The 17,507-nt window shown below is 58.8% G+C and carries 14 protein-coding genes; 11 read left to right on the forward strand and 3 right to left on the reverse strand.

The genetic code is table 11. The features are described 5' to 3' along the window. Positions 1–407 precede the first annotated feature (407 nt). The 11 genes from ABRP31_RS17335 (at position 408) to ABRP31_RS17385 (ending at position 14,695) form a co-directional block, all read left to right on the forward strand. The gene (locus tag ABRP31_RS17335; protein WP_349969470.1) at positions 408–1,844 is read left to right on the forward strand and encodes an undecaprenyl-phosphate glucose phosphotransferase; all 1,437 of its coding nucleotides are present in this window, start codon (positions 408–410) and stop codon (positions 1,842–1,844) included. After that, positions 1,844–3,298 carry a mannose-1-phosphate guanylyltransferase/mannose-6-phosphate isomerase gene (locus ABRP31_RS17340; RefSeq protein ID WP_349969471.1) on the forward strand — a complete coding sequence of 485 codons (1,455 nt, stop codon included), beginning with the start codon at positions 1,844–1,846 and terminating at the stop codon, positions 3,296–3,298. Before ABRP31_RS17335 ends, ABRP31_RS17340 begins: the two co-directional genes overlap by 1 nt. A 118-nt stretch (positions 3,299–3,416) precedes the next feature. Next, a complete protein-coding gene (locus ABRP31_RS17345) occupies positions 3,417–4,217 on the forward strand; it encodes a polysaccharide biosynthesis/export family protein (protein WP_349969472.1) in 801 nt (266 codons plus the stop codon). Positions 4,218–4,232: 15 nt separating this feature from the next. Further along, on the forward strand, positions 4,233–6,227 hold the full coding sequence (locus ABRP31_RS17350) for an exopolysaccharide transport family protein (RefSeq protein ID WP_087265144.1): 1,995 nt from the start codon (positions 4,233–4,235) through the stop codon (positions 6,225–6,227). A 1-nt stretch (position 6,228) separates the two neighbouring features. Beyond that, positions 6,229–7,407 (forward strand): glycosyltransferase, encoded by a 1,179-nt coding sequence (locus tag ABRP31_RS17355; protein ID WP_087265145.1) that lies wholly within the window; start codon positions 6,229–6,231, stop codon positions 7,405–7,407. Between the two features lies 1 nt (position 7,408). After that, on the forward strand, positions 7,409–8,728 hold the full coding sequence (locus ABRP31_RS17360) for a cellulase family glycosylhydrolase (RefSeq protein ID WP_349969473.1): 1,320 nt from the start codon (positions 7,409–7,411) through the stop codon (positions 8,726–8,728). Between the two features lie 3 nt (positions 8,729–8,731). Next, positions 8,732–9,955 (forward strand): glycosyltransferase family 4 protein, encoded by a 1,224-nt coding sequence (locus tag ABRP31_RS17365; protein WP_087265147.1) that lies wholly within the window; start codon positions 8,732–8,734, stop codon positions 9,953–9,955. Next, complete coding sequence (locus ABRP31_RS17370) at positions 9,946–11,046, forward strand: glycosyltransferase family 1 protein (RefSeq protein ID WP_087265148.1); 1,101 nt, start codon at positions 9,946–9,948, stop codon at positions 11,044–11,046. The genes ABRP31_RS17365 and ABRP31_RS17370 overlap by 10 nt, the downstream gene beginning before the upstream one ends. After that, positions 11,046–12,452: an O-antigen ligase family protein gene (locus ABRP31_RS17375; protein WP_349969474.1), complete on the forward strand. Its 1,407-nt coding sequence runs from the start codon at positions 11,046–11,048 to the stop codon at positions 12,450–12,452. Before ABRP31_RS17370 ends, ABRP31_RS17375 begins: the two co-directional genes overlap by 1 nt. Continuing rightward, a complete protein-coding gene (locus ABRP31_RS17380; RefSeq protein ID WP_087265150.1) occupies positions 12,449–13,270 on the forward strand; it encodes an acyltransferase in 822 nt (273 codons plus the stop codon). Before ABRP31_RS17375 ends, ABRP31_RS17380 begins: the two co-directional genes overlap by 4 nt. A 9-nt stretch (positions 13,271–13,279) precedes the next feature. After that, positions 13,280–14,695: a lipid II flippase MurJ gene (locus ABRP31_RS17385; RefSeq protein WP_349969475.1), complete on the forward strand. Its 1,416-nt coding sequence runs from the start codon at positions 13,280–13,282 to the stop codon at positions 14,693–14,695. Positions 14,696–14,988: 293 nt separating this feature from the next. On the opposite strand, the gene ABRP31_RS17390 is transcribed toward ABRP31_RS17385, so the two are convergent. The 3 genes from ABRP31_RS17390 to urtE all read right to left on the reverse strand — a co-directional run bounded on the left by ABRP31_RS17390 (position 14,989) and on the right by urtE (position 17,496). Next, positions 14,989–15,336, reverse strand: coding sequence for a zinc ribbon domain-containing protein (locus ABRP31_RS17390; protein ID WP_349969477.1), 348 nt, complete (start codon positions 15,334–15,336; stop codon positions 14,989–14,991). A gap of 116 nt (positions 15,337–15,452) precedes the next feature. After that, positions 15,453–16,682: a formamidase gene (gene fmdA, locus ABRP31_RS17395; RefSeq protein ID WP_349969478.1), complete on the reverse strand. Its 1,230-nt coding sequence runs from the start codon at positions 16,680–16,682 to the stop codon at positions 15,453–15,455. A 124-nt stretch (positions 16,683–16,806) separates the two neighbouring features. Beyond that, a complete protein-coding gene (gene urtE / locus ABRP31_RS17400; protein ID WP_243245768.1) occupies positions 16,807–17,496 on the reverse strand; it encodes an urea ABC transporter ATP-binding subunit UrtE in 690 nt (229 codons plus the stop codon). Positions 17,497–17,507: the final 11 nt, after the last annotated feature.

A 17,507-nucleotide genomic window follows, 5' to 3' on the forward strand; every position in this document is an offset into this window, starting at 1 on the left:
TTTTCAACTCACCGAGACTGTCCTGCTGTCCCCCCGAAAACATTGGCTCGCGCGGGTGACACCCTTCATCACACGCGGCATGAAAAGGTGCCATTTCAGGGAGTTTTGAAAGGAAATCAATTCGATGCGATGGCTTTATGCAAGTCTTGAGCTTTACTCCGTTTATGCACTCATTTGAGGGTAAAACCTACCTAACGCACCGATGAGTCCTACATCACTAAAGTATTAGGCCTGTTTCCATTCTTAAGAAATGATGAGAATTAGCAGTACCTGACGTGCGAATGCCAAATAAATGGCTATATTCACCTAGCAAGTCAGAAAAGGACATTTTATTGACTTCCACTTGAAAGCGCTTCGTATCTGGATCGCGGATAAGTAGTCACGGACCGATGAAGTGAGGAAGTGTTATGCGATTGCAGCCTGTTAACAGCCTCCTGCAAACCAGAAACAGTTTGATTGTGTATTTTCTTTTCGCTATTCGCCTGGCCCACGGGATCGCCTGCATCCTCCCAGGCCTGTTGATTCTGATCTTTTCCAAAGACGGCCTTTCCGAGGTCCCGCAAAGCTATTTCGCCGTGCAACTGCTCTTCGGGCTGCTCAGCGTCCTGATCTTTCAAGCCTTGGGTATTTACTCCGAAGCCATGTTCAGTAACGCGTTCCGCTTCCGGCTGATCATCGTCGCGTGGTCGGCCGCGTTCTGCCTGCTGCTGTTCATGCATCAGACTCTGGCGTTCTTTGACTACATTACCAATGATCATCTGGTGATCTGGTACGTCTCCAGCCTGGCGCTGTTCTGCATTGAACGGCTGTGCAAACTGATGCTCTTCAAGCACCTGATGCAAAAGGGTGTGTTCCTGCAAAACGCGATCATCCTGGGGGCCACTGAAAACGGCCAGCGGCTGGCCGAGTATCTGCTGGAAAATCAGGATATCCGCTCTGGCGTCAGCGGCTTCATCGATGACCGGATCGGGCGCCTGCCCAAGACTATGGCCGGCCTGCCACTGCTGGGTAACAGTGACGATCTGGAGCGGCTGATTCGCGAAGAAAAGGTTACACAGGTGCTGGTGGCGCTGCCCTGGTCAGCGGAAAACCGCATGGATTACATCATTCGCGAGCTGCGTCGCCTGCCGGTCAATGTGCTGCTGGTCCCGGATATGGTCGCCTTCCGTCACGCCCACAACCGGATCACAGAAGTCGCCAACTTGCCGATGTTCAACGCATCAGACGTGCCGCTTTCCGGCTGGTCGCCGCTATTCAAGCGGGTTGAGGACCTGGTGCTATCGAGCCTCGCCCTGGTGCTGTTGTCACCCGTGATGCTGGCAACCGCCATCGCCATCAAGCTGGACTCCCGCGGCCCGGTGTTCTTCTGGCAAAACCGCTATGGCTATAACAACCGCATGATCAAGGTCTGCAAGTTTCGCTCTATGTATCACCATCAGAGCGACGCGACCGCAGCGCAACAAACCACCCGGGGGGATGCCAGAGTTACCCGGGTCGGACGTTTCATCCGCAAGACCAGCCTGGATGAATTGCCTCAGCTGTTCAATGTGATTGCAGGCAGCATGTCCATGGTAGGACCGCGCCCCCATGCAACGGCCACCAAAGCGGCCGGGATTCTTTTCGAGCAAGCGGTGAAGGAGTACACGTCACGCCATCGGGTCAAGCCGGGCATTACCGGTCTGGCGCAGATCAATGGCTATCGTGGTGAGACAGACACCGTGGAAAAGATCGAAAAACGCGTGGAATTCGATCTGGAGTACATCGAAAACTGGTCCGTCTGGTTCGACATTTACATCCTTCTTCGCACTGTTCCAGCAGTGCTATTCACTCGTGAGGCTTATTGATGAGCATCCTCATCCCCTGCATTATCGCCGGCGGTGCCGGCACCCGGCTGTGGCCGGTCTCGCGCGAAGCCATGCCCAAGCCTTTCATGCGCCTTCGTGACGGCGAAAGCCTGCTGCAGAAAACATTCAACCGGGCTGTTGGCCTGCCGGATGTCGGACGCCTGCTGACGGTCACCAACCGGGAAGTGTATTTCCGCACGGTGGACGACTATCGCCAGCTCAACAAAACCAAAGTGAAACTGGATTTCATACTCGAACCTTTCGGCCGCAATACAGCGCCAGCGCTCGCGGCGGCCGCGCTGCATGTCTCCCGGCTGTATGGCGAAGATGCGCAGTTACTGGTGCTGCCCGCCGATCATTTGATTGCTGACGTGGCCGCTTTCTCACAGGCGGTTCAGGCCGCCAGAATATTGGCCGATGACGGCTGGCTGGTGACGTTCGGCATTCTGCCGAGCAAGCCGGAAACCGGTTTCGGATATATCGAAAAAGGTCCGTCACTCAACAGCGACGGCTATCAGGTAGCACGCTTTGTCGAAAAACCGGATGCCGCCACTGCCCAGGCTTACCTGGATGGCGGTCTGCACCTGTGGAACGCGGGTATGTTCTGCATGCGCGCCGACAGCCTCATCAAACAGTTCGCCGAACATGCACCGCAGGTTCTGGCAACGGTCAAGGCCTGCCTGGAGGTGAGCGCCAGCAAGGAAGGCAATAACGAGCTGCAGATTGAACTGGACAGTGAGTCATTCGCCAAAGCCCCGGATATTTCCGTTGACTACGCTTTGATGGAGCGCTCGCAAAAGGTCGCGGTGGTGCCTTGCGAACTGGGCTGGAACGATATCGGTTCATGGCAGGCGGTACGCGAACTGGTCCCCGCCGATGCACACGGCAACCAGTGCAACGGCCCGACCGTACTGCACGACGTGAGCAACTGCTATATCGATTCCAAGCGAATGGTCGGTGGCGTGGGTCTGGATGACCTGATCATCATCGACACCCCGGACGCACTGCTGATCGCAGACGGCAAACGCACTCAGGACGTGAAATACATCGCTCAAGAACTCAAGCGTCAAGGTCACGATGCCTACCGCTTGCACCGTACGGTCACCCGTCCGTGGGGCACCTACACCGTGCTTGAAGAAGGCAAGCGCTTCAAGATCAAACGCATCGTCGTTCGCCCGCAAGCCTCGCTGTCGCTGCAAATGCACCACCACCGAAGCGAGCACTGGATTGTCGTCAGCGGCATGGCCAGAGTGACCAATGGCGAACGCGAATTCATGCTCGACACCAACGAATCGACGTTCATCAAGCCGGGACACACTCATCGGCTGGTCAATCCTGGCGTGATCGATCTGGTGATGATTGAAGTGCAGAGCGGCGAGTACCTGGGAGAAGACGACATCGTGCGCTTCACCGATGTTTATGGTCGGGTCGCGGCACCGCTCCCGACACCCTGACTCGCAGTGAACAACAGCGACCACGATAAACCTGCTTGTGCGGTATGCACTTTGCAACACGGATGACAGCGGTAAACCGCCTACATGATTGATTTACCCGATACGGGAGTAGTACTTCATGCAAGACAGGAGTTTGGGGGTGGTCAGAAACACGTTGCTGGTGCTGAGCCTGTTGGTGGTCAGCGCCTGCAGCACCCCGGCACGCGTAGGTCTGCCAGACGACGAAGCACAGATCGAAGCCGGCAAGGCCGCCGGCCGCGCGCTTGCCGGTCAACCATTGCCACCGCAACGTGTGCGGCCTGGTGATACGTTGCGCATCGTGCGCAATACCGGGGAAGCACCGTCCATTTCGGCTTTTACAGCAAACTCCATCTACGAGCTGACCCTGTTTCAGGTGCTCAACGACGGCACGTTCAGTTATCCATACATTGGCTCCGTAAAGGCTGCCGGCATGACATTGCCGCAGTTGACCGAACACCTGCAAGGCAAGCTGCAGGACGTCTATCGTGAAACCGCGATGACCATCAACATCTCCCAATCGCCGGGCAACACCGTGTTCGTCGGCGGCGCGGTACGCAATTCGACGGCCCTTCCCGCCACAGTCGCCACCACGCTGGTTCAGGCGATTGTCGGTGCCGGTGGCGTTGCCAATGACGGCGACGCGACGATGGTCGCCCTGCTTCGTCAGGAAGACAACGGCCTCTACAAGACCTACTTTTTCGACTTCAGCAAGCTGCTCTGGGCAGACAGTTCGGGGCCACGTGGCCCGGTGCTGTTACAGCGCGGCGATGTGGTGTTCGTGCCCAAGTCATCAGCGGGTGACAAGGCCGACGGCGTAAATCTGTATTTCAACCAACTGATCCCTTTTGCCAAGTCACTGGGTTTCGGCGTGAATTACAACCTGCGCAGCGAAAACTAAAGTCAGGGAAAAGACATGATCAATATTCGTTCATTGCGCGACTTGTTGCGCCTGTTCTTCATTTTCAAACATGAAGTTCGACTGACCGTCATGGTGACTTTCATCATCATCGTGCTCGGTGCCTTTCTGCTGCCCAATCGCTACGAATCCACCGCCCTGTTGCTGGTCAAACCTGGCCGCGACAGCAGCACCGTGCCGATCGAGTTTGCTGATCGTCAGGCCATCGTGATTCCCAGTGCCCAGCGCGACCCGATCCTCGATGAAGAACGCATGCTCACGGGGCGGCCCATCATGCGCACGGTTGCCGAAAAATACCTGGCCGAGATCTCCAAAGCCGAGCAGGAGCAAGGTTTTCTGGCCTCGGTGAAAAACCTGCTCAAAGACACCGTGAATTCAGTCATCGGCGTGTTTCGTGGTGCATTGCAACTCATTGGGCTGGTCGAGAAGCGCTCCCCGGAGGAGCGACTGGCTGAAGACTTGTCGAAAAACTTCAAAGTCAGCCATGACCCTGGCTCGGCAGTGATGGAACTGACCTTTTCCTGGAATGACCCGCAGGTGGCCAAGGAAGTCCTGGAAACCTGGATTTCCGAATACGAGCAGCAACGTACCCGTGTACTCGGCCGCGTCAGTCTTTATCAATTCTACGAAACCGAAGTCAAAGACACACAGTCGCGGATTCTCAGTTACAAGAAGCAAATCCAGACCTACCTCAATCAGCTGGGTGCAGTGAGCATTGCCCAACGCCTGGCAGACACCTCCCAAGGCCTTAATGACCTGACCACCGAACGCAATAACACCATGCGTTCGATTGCCTCAACCAAGGCCGGTCTCGACAAGTTGCAGGAGCAGCTCAGGCAACAATCGAAAACGGTCAGTGCCGGTCGCGAACTGAGCCTCAACCCCAACCGCCAGGATTTGCAAAACCGCATCAACGGCAAGGAAGTCGAGCGCCAGGAACTGCTGCGCTCATTCAAGGAGTCGGCACCACCGGTTCGTGCACTCAATGAAGAAATAAACAACCTGAAAAAAATCCTGAACCAGCAGGATGCAACCATTCAACGCTCAGAAAGCATCACGCCCAACCCGATCTACAACCGCATGCAAAACGTGCTGGCCGACCAACAAGCCAGCTACGCGCGTCTGCAATCGCAACTGACCCAACAAAACCTGCAATTGGCGCAGTGGGAAAAAAGCCGCCAACTGGCGTTGAATCTGGAACCGGAGATGTCCCGCCTGCAAGGTGAACTGGACGCCGCCGAGAAAAGCTTCGCCTTGTACAGCAGCAGCCTTGAAAAAGCCCGTATCGACCGTGAACTGGATCGCAGTCAGATCAGCAACATTGCCATCATTGAGCAGGCTACTTACAACCCCAGCCGGGTCTTTCCGAAAAGCTTGCTGATGCTGATTCTGGCGTTTCCGCTCAGTGTCGGCGTCGGTCTGGTTGCCCTGTACTTCTTCTACCTGCTGGATCAAAGGATTCACGACGGCGACAAGATCGAAAACCGTTTCGGGGTGCCGGTCTGGACCAGTCTTCAAGAGCTGGGCAACGCCCAGGACACGCGCAATACAGCGTTCACGGCCAGCCTGCACAGGTTGTACGGGACACTGCCATTGCGTCAGGTCGCAGAAAAAGGACTGGCGCTGGGCTTCACCTCATCTCACGAAGGCGAAGGTGTCAGCTTTGTCATTGGCCACCTTGCCAGCCTGCTAAAAGAACACGGCTACACAGTGCGCACCGCTGGCCCCGGTCCCGCAGCGCCGGGTGAAATCGTGCTGATTGATGCTTCAAGCATTTTCAGCAACCAGGATGCGTTTGCCTTACTGCGTGATTCCGACCTGATCCTGCTGATCGTCAAAGCCGAAGAAACCACAGTGCCGATGCTGGAAAACGTGCTGGCAACGCTACACACCGCGTTCAAGAAAGTTGACGGCATCATCATCAACCGTCGCCGTTACAAAGTGCCGAAACGCGTGATGGATTACCTCAAGCGCTTCCAGAACCGAGGCTGACATGCACATTGCCCTACTCGCGCCACTCCCGCCCGAGCAGAACGGTATCGCCGACTACGCCGGGCACCTCAAGCAGGCGCTGGAGCAGCTCGGCGTACAGGTCAGCACACCGCTGGCGGGCGTCGGCAACGACCAGGTGCGCGCCGTCCAGCGCGTGGCTGAAACCGATTGGCAAGGCATTGACCTGGTGCACGCCGAAATCGGTGGCGGACGACTCGCGGAGTTTCATGCCCTGCGCGCCTTGCGTCAGCGCTTCGCGCAGTTACCGTTGACGGCGACAGTGCATGATCCGGAGCGTCTGGTATGGCGACGGGCCAGGCTGCCATGGCCGCTGTCCATGGCCAGTTCGCTGCCCTCGCCTCTGCCGGAAATCGCTACCGTGGTTGCCGACCCGTTGTGCCTGTACGAAGAGCGGCAACTGGCACGCAGCATGACCCGGTTGATAACGCTGACCCAGGCAGGTGGCGTTGCTTTGCGCCAGCGCATGGGTTTGCGTGAGGAGCAAATGGCGGTGATTGCCCATGGCAACCTGCCGATCCCGCCCGCGCCGCTACCGCCATTGCAACCGATGCGCTTACTGTACTTCGGCTTTATTTATCGCGGTAAAGGTATTGAGGACCTGCTGGATGCGCTGGCTGCCCTGTTCACCCGTCAACCGCAACTGCGCTCACGGGTGCGCCTGACGCTGGCGGGCGGCAGTGAGCCGGAAATGGCCTTCGGTCCTTCCGGCAGTTATCTGGACCAACTGCGGCTGCGCATTCAGCAACTCGGGCTGACCGATCTGATCGATTGGGATCTGGACCTGCCGGCCAACGCGATTGCCGAAGTCATTCAGGCCCATCACGTCATGGTTCTGCCTTACCGCGAGTCCAGCAAGCTGAAACTACTCGGCAAGTTGCGCGGCACCAGCGGTGCGTTGTCCTGGGCGGTGGCCTGCGGGCGTGGCGTGATCACTTCCGATGCGCGCTCTTTCGCGGAAGAGGTTTCCCACGGCAACGGCATGATTTTTCCTCAGGGCAATGTCGAGGCCCTGAGCACCGCATTGAATGAAGTCTGCGCGGTGCCGGAACGGGCTAAGCAATGGGCTGCGCAGGCCAGTGTGCTCGGCCAACAGCGAGTCTGGAGCCAGACCGCCGAGCGCTTCCGTCAGCTCTTCCAACAGGCATGCGAGGCCAACTGAGATGAAATCTGCAGCGGGTTTGTGGTTGGCCGGAGTTCTGGCCTGTTCAGCGCTGGTGTCTGATCTGATCCCTGAGGTACAGGCTGCAACCGTCCTGCGCGCGCCGCGTGCAGTGGTCTGGCAGGACTTCCTGGGGGTCAACGCGCAGTTCCAGTATTTTTCACCGGCCATGTACCAGCAGCAGATGGATCAGCTAGACGCGCTGGGCCTGAATTGGGTGCGCCTGACCATTCACTGGCCGATCATCGAGCCCGAGCAGAACCAGTTCGACCTGGCTGATCTGGATGGCGCAATGGCGACCATGAACGCCCACCACTACAACATTCTTGCGTATATGGTCGGTTCAGCACCTTATGCCAGCAGCGCTCCGGAGGGCGTAGCCAGCCGCGATCAGTACCCACCCCGGGATTTCAACGTTTTTGCCGCACGCATGGCCGCCCTCGCCAAGCGCTATCCACAAGTCAATAACTGGCAAGTCTGGAACGAGCCGAACATTGTCTGGCTTCCCAAGGAAGACCCGGCTGCTTACGACACCCTGTTGACGACCACCGCCAAGGCGATCCGCGATGCCGAGCCAGACAAGACCATCGTCACTGCGGGCATGGCCTATTACAGCCAGATGCACAGCACCCCCGGTTACATGCTGCAAACCCTGCTGGACCGCGGTTTGGGCACGCGCGACATCGTCGCCGCGTATCACCCGTATTCCGAATACCCGGAAGGCGACTCACCGCCAGACCGGGATTTCCTGGTCAAAGCCAACGCCATGAATAAGCTGCTGCGCAGCAACGGCGTGAAGCAAGTCTGGGCGACTGAATGGGGCTGGTCCAGCTACAACGGCCCGGTAGAAATGCAAGCCATCATTGGCCAGCAAGGTCAGGCCGATTACACCCTGCGCCGCCTGGCACTGATGAGTGCGCTGGATTACCAACGGATTTTTCTGTTCAACCTGAGTGATCTCGACGAGCGCGCCAGTGCCCGCGATCAGGCTTACGGCTTGCTTGATCTGCAGGGTAATCCGAAGCCGGTCTATACCGCCCTGAAAAACTTTCTGAGCATCACCGGTCCGCGCCTTGAACCAGCGGACCCGCCTGGCGTCAGCGCGGTACCCAGCGATCTATTCGCCGTGCCCTGGACCCGCAGCGACGGCAAACGCTTGCTGATGTTCTGGAGTGCCACGGGCACTACGCTGAATTTCCCCGCGATCAAATCAGCGGTACTTCACGATCCCTTGAGCGGCACCCGCACTGAACTGAGCAATGCCCAAGGCGTCAGCCTGGCCCTCAAGCCGACCCTGCAAATTCTGGAATGGAAACCCTGAGCGATGCGAATTCTCTGGACACTACCCTACCTGCCCTGGCCCACCACCAGTGGCGGCAAAACCCGGGAATACCACCTGTTGCGCAACCTTGCCGCCCGTGGCCACCAGATCACGTTGCTGGTGCAATCCAAAACGGACGTGGATCAAAGCACTCGGGACGCGCTGGAACCCTGGCTGGAACGCTTGATCGTGCTGCCGCGCCGCCCACTCAAAAGTGCCAAAACGCTCATGGCTATCGCCGTGGCTCCCGCGCCCATGCTGGCCTGTATCAACGGCTATGCGCCGCGCCTGAGCGAGGTGTTCGAGGGGCTGCTTGAAGAGACATGGGACGTGATCCAGCTTCAGCACACCTACGGTTTTGAGCCGTTCGAGAAGCCATTGAAGGAATCGGGCAAACCGTTTGTGATGACCGAACACAACGTTGAATCAGCGATGGGCGCCACCAGCTACGACCGTTTGCCACGCTGGGCAGGCCTGTTTGCGAGCTACGACCGCTGGCGCTATCGTCATTGGGAAAGCCGGGTGTTCCGCCAGGCCGATCAGTTGATCGCCGTAACGGAAGACGATGCCAAGGAAATTTCCCGACTCAGCGGCAAAGCTACGGCCGTGGTCGTCAACAGCGTCGATTGCGGCTACTACGCCCAGGTTCAGCCTGATCCGTACAGTAACCGTCTGCTGTTCATCGGCAACTACGAATACGGCCCCAACGTCGATGCGATCGAATGGGCACTCAACGAAATTTTGCCGAAAGTCTGGCAACACGCGCCTACCCTGCGCTTCGTGATCTGCGGTTTCGCCTTGCCCGCCTCGTGGCGCGAACGCTGGCCCGATCCACGCATCGAGTTTCAGGGTTTCGTCCCGGATCTGCGCGCATTGCAGAACAACACCGCAATATTTTTCGCCCCGCTGCGTCAGGGCGGCGGTTCCAAGCTCAAAGTACTGGAAGCCATGGCCGCCGGTTTGCCGGTCGTTACCACCGAACAGGGCAGCTCGGGGCTTGCAGTGGTCAACGGCGAGCACTATCTGGGCAGCGAAGACCCGCAGGAGCTGGCACGGATCATCACTGAAGTCATTGAACAGCCGGCACGCCTGGCGCAAATCGGCGAAGCCGGACGCAAGTACGTGCAGACCCATCACGACTGGTCAGTCTCTGCCGCTCAGTTGGAGCGGATTTACACTCGACTGACACCCGCAAACGCCAAACAGGAGCCGCGCCCATGCGTATAGGACTCGATTACCGTCCGGCGACCGGCTACCCCAACAGCGGCATCGGTCGACAGAACATTGCTCTCGAAGATGCTGCGCGCGCCAACCCCAACACCCAGGTGCAGTTGTTCAGCGTGGCCCCTTTCGATCATCCGATCCGCCGCCTTGCCTACTGTCCGCGCTGGTCTACGCCCCTCAATGGCATCCATCGGCTGCCTGAACGCTTGCGTTTTGAAGGTTTATTTTTGCCCAAAGCCCTGCGCGACGCTGAAGTACAGGTATACATCTGCAACATGAACATGGGCCTGCCATTGGGCCGCAAACCCGAGGGCATGCGTTACGTGTTGCAATTGCAGGACCTGTTTCAACTGACGCTGAAAAACAGCCACGGCTCGCAACTCAAGGCGCGGATTTACGGCATCACCGATCGCCTGTCCATTGCCCACTCATTAAAAGTCGCGGATCGCATCTGGACGCCGTCGCAATTCACCGCAGACGAGTGCATCCGGCTGTTTCCCGAAACCCGCGACAAATTGCGAGTGCTGCCCGCGCTGGTCAGCGGCTGGAGCGATGCGCCTTCGGACCTGCAAGGCTGGACGCTGCCGGAGCGCTACTGGCTGTGCGTTGGCACCCGCGAACCACGCAAGAACATGGGATGGTTCATCGATGCCTGGCAAAGTGCCCGGCGACAGTTCGACAACGTGCCGGACCTGATCCTGATCGGCGCCCCGGAACACTTGCCTCCAGCCCAGCAAGCGCTGCCCGGCCTGCACTTTTTGAGTGACATCACTGATGCTGAACTGCACGCTATTTACGCGCGAGCCGATCGCATGTGGCAGCCCTCCTACGCCGAAGGTTTTGGCCTGCCGGTGGTGGAAGCACTGGGTGTCGGCACACCCGTTGCCGTTGCCAGCGGTTCCTCGCTGGATGAGATCACCCCACCCGGTAGCCCACGCTTCTCGCCAACCGACACGGGCGCATTGATCACACTCATGGGCGAACTGGCCAATGCCGAAAAGGAAAACCCTGAAGTACTCAAAACCTGGGCCGCGGGCTACGGCCCTGAAGCGTTCAATCGACGCTTCGATGAGCTGATCGAGGAGTTGCGCTGATGCCATTGGCAATGCCCGTCGGCTTGCTCTTCGGTCTGCTGTTCGGCGCGATGTTCTGGCTGTTACCGGCGTTCAAAGTGCTGGCAGCGATGATTGGCGTGGTCGCCATCGCCACGGTGATTCGTCGGCCATTGCGGGGCTTGTTGCTGTTCGGCGTACTGGCTACGTTCCTGCCTTACTCCACGGTGAATGTCGGCATCCGTACCACGGTGTCCGAAGCGCTGCTGATGCTGGTATGGGCCGCGTATCTGGCGCACCGGATGTTCACCAACCCGCCGCAGCTGCCACCGCTGCTGCGTACCGAACGCCTGCTGATTGCGCTGATGCTGTACAGCGCGCTGCCGTTCATTGTCGGGCAACTGACCATTACGGCATTGGGTAACGGACCGATCAACTGGGTGCGCTGGCTGTTCAACCTGTCGGCACTGTTCCTGGTGCCGCGTTTGCTGGATCAGCAGAAATACCGCGAGCAGATGATTTGCGCCCTGTTGCTCGGCACGCTTTTGCTGCTGTTACTGTCGATCCCGGTGTTCCTGAAAGCCCGCACTGCCGTCGCCATGATTCCGATCCTTGGCACCCTTGGTTATGGCGGTGTCGACGTGCTGAATGACAGCCTGCTCTCACTGGCCGATCGCATGGGTACACCGTGGATGCACCCCAACGTGGCGGGAGGTGCCATGGCACTAATAGTGCCGCTGGGGTTCTGCATCGGCATGACCCGCAGCGGCTGGCCGAAGTCTTTGGGGTTTGCCGTGGCGATTCTGGGCAGCGTCGGCCTGTTGCTGACGGGCTCGCGGGGCGCGTTGGTCAGCCTGGCCCTGGTGATGATGTGGATGGCGCGTAAACGGGTGCCTTTCATTGGTCGTGTGCTGATGGGCGGTGCTGTCGCCGGGGCACTGCTGTTGATGTTTTACCCGCCGTTGCAGGAACGGATTTTCACCCTGTTCACCAACGACGACACCAGTACCGCCATTCGCTTTCTGGAGTACAGCCACTTCCCTGATGCCATGGCCAAATTCCCCATGGGTATTGGCTTCAAGATCGACCCGCCAGTACCCGGTGCAACGCTGTTCGGGATCTCCAACCTGTGGCTGAACTTCATCTACAAGACGGGCATCCCCGGCATGCTGCTGTTTATTGCGGTAACGGCCAGTTGGTGGCGTGAAACCCGCCCTGAAGAGGGTTTCATCACCCTCACTCATGACAATGCCATCTGGCTCGGCACCACCACCGGCTTGCTGGCCGCGTTGACCAGCGGCCTGTTCGACCACTACTTCAGTTTTACCAGCGTACTGATCGCCGTGTTCTGGCTGATGCTGGGCATCAATCTGCATGAAGCAAAACGCTTGAAAAGCCAGGCGGCCCTCGTTCAACACGTCTTACCGGAGCAGGAATCCAAATCATGAAACACCGTTTGATGCACTCCCACGACCTGCACCTGGCCTTGCCTGAATACGCGCGCAAAATGGGCGTAGAGCTCGAAGAACTGCAAAGCGCTTATCAATGGATGCTCAGTCACGACGTGTGCTTTGAAACCACTATCAAGGGTCGCACGCTGTCGTTCATCAGCTACCTGAATATCGAGCCGCACATCGAACATCCGCTGGCCAGGCGCTTCTACCGCTTGCTGGCCAGTGAAATGAAAGGCGCGTTGATTCCGCTGTACGGCATCAACTGGCCGACCCTGCGCGACCGCATGCTGCGCACTTGGGAGCAGGCCTACAACATTCTGATCTGCAAGATCCCCAGCCACACCCTGCGCCTGGCCTGGCTACGACTTGGCGGGGCGAAAATCGGCAAGGGTTCGAGCGTCTGGCGCAATACCGAAATCCTTGGCGTCGACAGCTTGCGTATAGGTGACGACACCACCATCGGCTGGCACTGCCAACTGGATGCCCGCGGCGGACTGATCATTGGCGATCATGTAACGGTGGCCTCTCACGTGCTGATCATCGCCGGCGGTCACGACCTGCAAGCACCAGAGTTCTGGGCTGTCGGCGGACCGGTCTACATCCATGACTACGCCTGGATCTGCAGCCGTGCCCTGCTCTCTTTCGGCGCTGAAATCGGTGAAGGTGCAGTCGTGGGCGGTGCAGCCGTGGTCTCCAAACCTATCCCGCCCTACGCCATCGTCAGTGGTCCGAACGCCGAAATCAAAGGCGAGCGCGCCCGTGGCCTCAACTACAAAGTGGGCGGCAAAGGCCTGTTCGCTTTGTTCCATTAAGGCTGACGCATGCTGGGTTCAACACTCTGGCTGACGCTCGCCACGCTGACCGGTCTGGCAGCCGGTTTTGCCCGTGAGTGGCTGCTGGTCGCTGCCTGGGGTGCAGGCGCGCGAAGCGACGCATTTCTGGTCTCGATGTTTCTTCCAGAAGCGCTGCGCATGGCCCTGGCGGCCGGATTGTTGAGCGCCGCTGCATTGCCGTTGTATCAACAGCGTGAACTGCCCGCCCAGCAACGCTGGCTGAATGCCTTGGCTCCGCGGCTGTTGCTGTGTGGTTTGGCGCTGGCGTTGTTGTTGAGTCTTGGCGCACCGCTGTGGGTACGGGGCGTCGGGCCAGGGCTGGATGACAGTGGTTACGCGCTGGCGGGCAGCAGCCTGCAATGGCTGGCGTGGTGCGCACCGGGTTTTCTGTTACATGCGTTGTTGTGTGTGCCGTTGCAGGCACGCTCGCGTTTCGTCATGGCCGGGTTGGGCTCGTTGTTGTTCAACCTGCCGCCGGTGATCTACCTCGCCGTCGCCAGTCATGCAGCCACACCGGTCGGCCTGGCGTTGTCTTGCGTGCTGGGCAGTTTACTGATGCCCGGCACGCTGCTTCCAACGCTGTACCGAATGGGCTGGAAACCTTTTCAGTGGCAGGCCGAACCGGGCGTTGGCCGGGAGCTGCTGCAACGCATCGGCCCACTGTTGAGCAGCAACCTCGCCAGCCAGGGCTTGGCCTTGCTGGAGCGCATGGTCGCTTCGCTGCTGGGCGAAGGCGCGGTGACCTGGATCAACCTGGCGCGCAAGTTGATCAACCTGCCGTTGATTGCTCTGATGAGTCTCAACCAGGTGTTGCTGGGTTTGATGAGCGGCAGCGCCGCCGATCAGCGTCTGGTGCTGCTGCGCAAAGGTTTGAGCAGCGCCACCTTGCTGACCCTGCCCGCCATCGCCGGTCTGATCGGCGCGTCGGGTGCGCTGGTGGTTGTACTTCTGCCAACCCTCGCCCATGACGGGCCGTTGCCGGAGCTGCTTGCCTGGTTCGCCGTGCCCCTCATGTTCGGTGCCTGGAATGCCTTGCTTGCGCGTTACGCCTACGCGGCCGGCGATACCCGAATGCCGTTGAACTGCGAGTTGATCGGCAACCTGTGTAATGCCCTGCTGCTGGGTGCTCTGCCGTTTTTCCTCGGTCTGATCGGCATCGCCATCGCGGCGCTGATCGGGGCGATCATCACCGGCCTGCTGCTGATGCGCCGCCAACAACTGCTGACCTTTGTACCCTGGCAAAGTCAATGGGCACTGGGCGCGGTTGCCATGCTGATCGCGGCGCTGGTGCTGCATCCGATCAGCGACACCTGGCTGCAATTGGGGTTGAGTTGTGCGTATGGGGCGGTGTTGTTGGTTGGGCTGGCGTTCTGGCTGAGGCCTTGGCGCAATTGCCCCTTTTGACGCGATGCTTTTGTGGGAGCCGGGCTTGCCCGCGATACATGAGACGAGGTTGGAAGACACACTGCGTTATCGTTTATCGTCCTGTCCGGATGCGGCTCGGCCAAGGCACCGCTCACAAATATTGGTACTCACCTGTAGGAGTGAGCTTGCTCGCGATGAACGATGACACGGTATAGCTGACAAACCGAGTCGTCTGCATCGCGGGCAAGCCTCGCTCCCACAGGTTTGCAGGCCAACATAGAATCTCCCACCGGTGTGATCTCAGCACTTGTGCAATTGTGAGGATTTGCATTTCAATGACTGATCATCCACGGCCGCCCCGCCGCCTTGCCTTTCAGCGCGTGGGGGTTGGCCTTGGTAGGCACAACGGGTTTGCTCGGCCCGCAGCAACTGCAGCCACTGGGGTGGCGTTTGCTGTCTTGATACTCGGCAACGGTTTTCGGGGCGTTGGCGCTGCGTTCGTTGGTCTCGATAGCGCGGCGTTTGTTGCCTGATACCGAGCTCAAACCCGGCGCAGACAAAATCACCCGCATGCTCGACTCACCGCATTCCGGGCACGCACACGGCGCGCCGCTTTCGGCCATGGGCTTGAGCGCCGTGAAATCCCCACAGCGGGGGCAATCGAATTCGTATAGGGGCATATAGGCAAATCCCTGAAAAGTGATCTCCTGTAGGAGCTGCCGAAGGCTGCGAATGGATTTAACTGATCCAACGCTTTCGCAGCCTTCGGCAGCTCCTACAGGAAGGTGGCGACAATTTACAAATCGTAGGCAATCGGCAGATCAACCAACCCATCAATGAATTTGGTCGGCCCGTTGGCGTTCGGGTTGATGTCGAACTGGAAGATCTCGGTCGGCAGCCACAACGTGGCACACGCGTTGGGGATGTCGACGATGCCGCTGATATGTCCCTGCACTGGCGCGGAGCCAAGCAACGCGTAACCCTGAGCCGGTGAATAGCCGAACTTGGTCATGTAGTTGATGGCGTTCAGACACGCCTGGCGATACGCAATGTTGACGTCCAGGTAATGCTGCTGGCCTGATTCGTCCACCGAGATGCCTTCGAAGATCAGGTACTTGTTGTAAGTGGGCACGATGGGGCTCGGTTTGAACACCGGGTTCTTGATGCCGTATTTCGCCATGCCGCCCTTGATCAGCTCGACACGCATGTGCACCCAGCCGGCCATTTCGATGGCGCCGCAGAAGGTGATCTCGCCATCGCCCTGGCTGAAGTGCAGATCGCCCACCGACAGACCCGCACCGTCGACGTAGACCGGGAAGAACACTTTAGAGCCACGGGACAAATCCTTGATGTCGCAATTACCACCGTGTTCACGAGGCGGCACGGTACGAGCGCCGGTCGCGGCCGCCATGTCCCGAGCCGGGCCTTTCAGCTTGCCCAGGTGCGCGGTTTTCGCATGGGGTGGATTGGCCAGTGGCGGTACGCGGGTCGGGTTGGTGTCGATCAGTTCCTGCTCACGCTTGTTCCACTCGGCTAGCATCTTGTGATCCGGCAGGCAGCCGATCAGGCCCGGGTGAATCAACCCGGCGAATTCCACGCCGGGAATGTGCCGGGAGCTGGTCATCATGCCCTTGAAGTCCCAGATGGCTTTCTGTGCCGAAGGAAAATGATCGGTGAGAAAGCCACCACCGTTGTTGCGTGAAAAGAACCCGTTGAACCCCCACTGGGAGTCCGCTCGCGCACCGATGTCCAGCAGGTCTACGACCAGCAAGTCACCCGGTTCGGCGCCATGCACGCCAATCGGCCCGGACAGGTAATGCACGGTGGACAGGTCCACGTCGCGCACATCGCTGGCGTCGTCATCGTTCTTGATCGCGCCAGCGGTCCAGTCATAGGTTTCAAGGATGAAGTCATCCCCCGGCTTGACCCACGCTGCCATCGGAATGTCCGGATGCCAGCGGTTGTGAATGTTCTCGTTTTCAGTGGCGGGCTGGTTGAGGTCGACTTTGATCAGCGTTTCGGTCATGGCGTTTCTCCTTTTGGATAGGTGGCGACCCTGTCGCGGGCAAGCGCGCTCCTACAGGCAACCCCATGTAGGAGCGCGCTTGCCCGCGATGACGGCAGGTCAAACAACAAAAATCTTTGATCTGCTACACCGACAAATACCGACTGATCGTCGCTTCATCGACATTGGCCCGGGTCTCTTCAATCACGAAGCGGCCTTTCTCGATCACCAGGAATCGGTCAGCGATCTCCAGGGTGAATGACAGCACTTGCTCGGAGACCACAATGGTCAGGTTGCGCAAGGTGCGGATCTCTTTCAGGGTGCGGGCGATGTCCTTGATGATCGACGGCTGGATGCCTTCGGTTGGCTCATCGAGTAATAAAACCTTGGGGTTGGTCGCCAGCGCACGGGCAATCGCCAGCTGCTGTTGCTGACCGCCTGACAAGTTGCCGCCGCGTCGACCGCGCATGTCGTAGAGCACCGGGAACAACGCGTACAAGTCTTCCGGGACGATGCCGCGAGCCGATGCCGGCAAGCCGGTCTGAATGTTTTCCAGCACGCTCATGGCCGGAAAAATCATCCGCCCTTGCGGCACGTAAGCCATGCCGTGCTCAACCCGCGAATGGGTTTCCATGGCCGACACGTCAACACCCTCGACCTGCACCTGCCCGCCCCATTGCGGCAGGATGCCCATCAGACTCTTGAACAACGTGGTCTTGCCCATGCCGTTGCGGCCCATGACCGCAACGATTTCCTGCTTTTCGACACTGAGGTCCAGGCCATGAAGGATCTGGCTCTGGCCATAACCGCACGCCAGCTGATTGATCTTGAACATGCCGCGCTCCT

The sequence above is a fragment of the Pseudomonas caspiana genome, assembly GCF_040224095.2.
Taxonomy (GTDB): domain Bacteria; phylum Pseudomonadota; class Gammaproteobacteria; order Pseudomonadales; family Pseudomonadaceae; genus Aquipseudomonas; species Aquipseudomonas caspiana.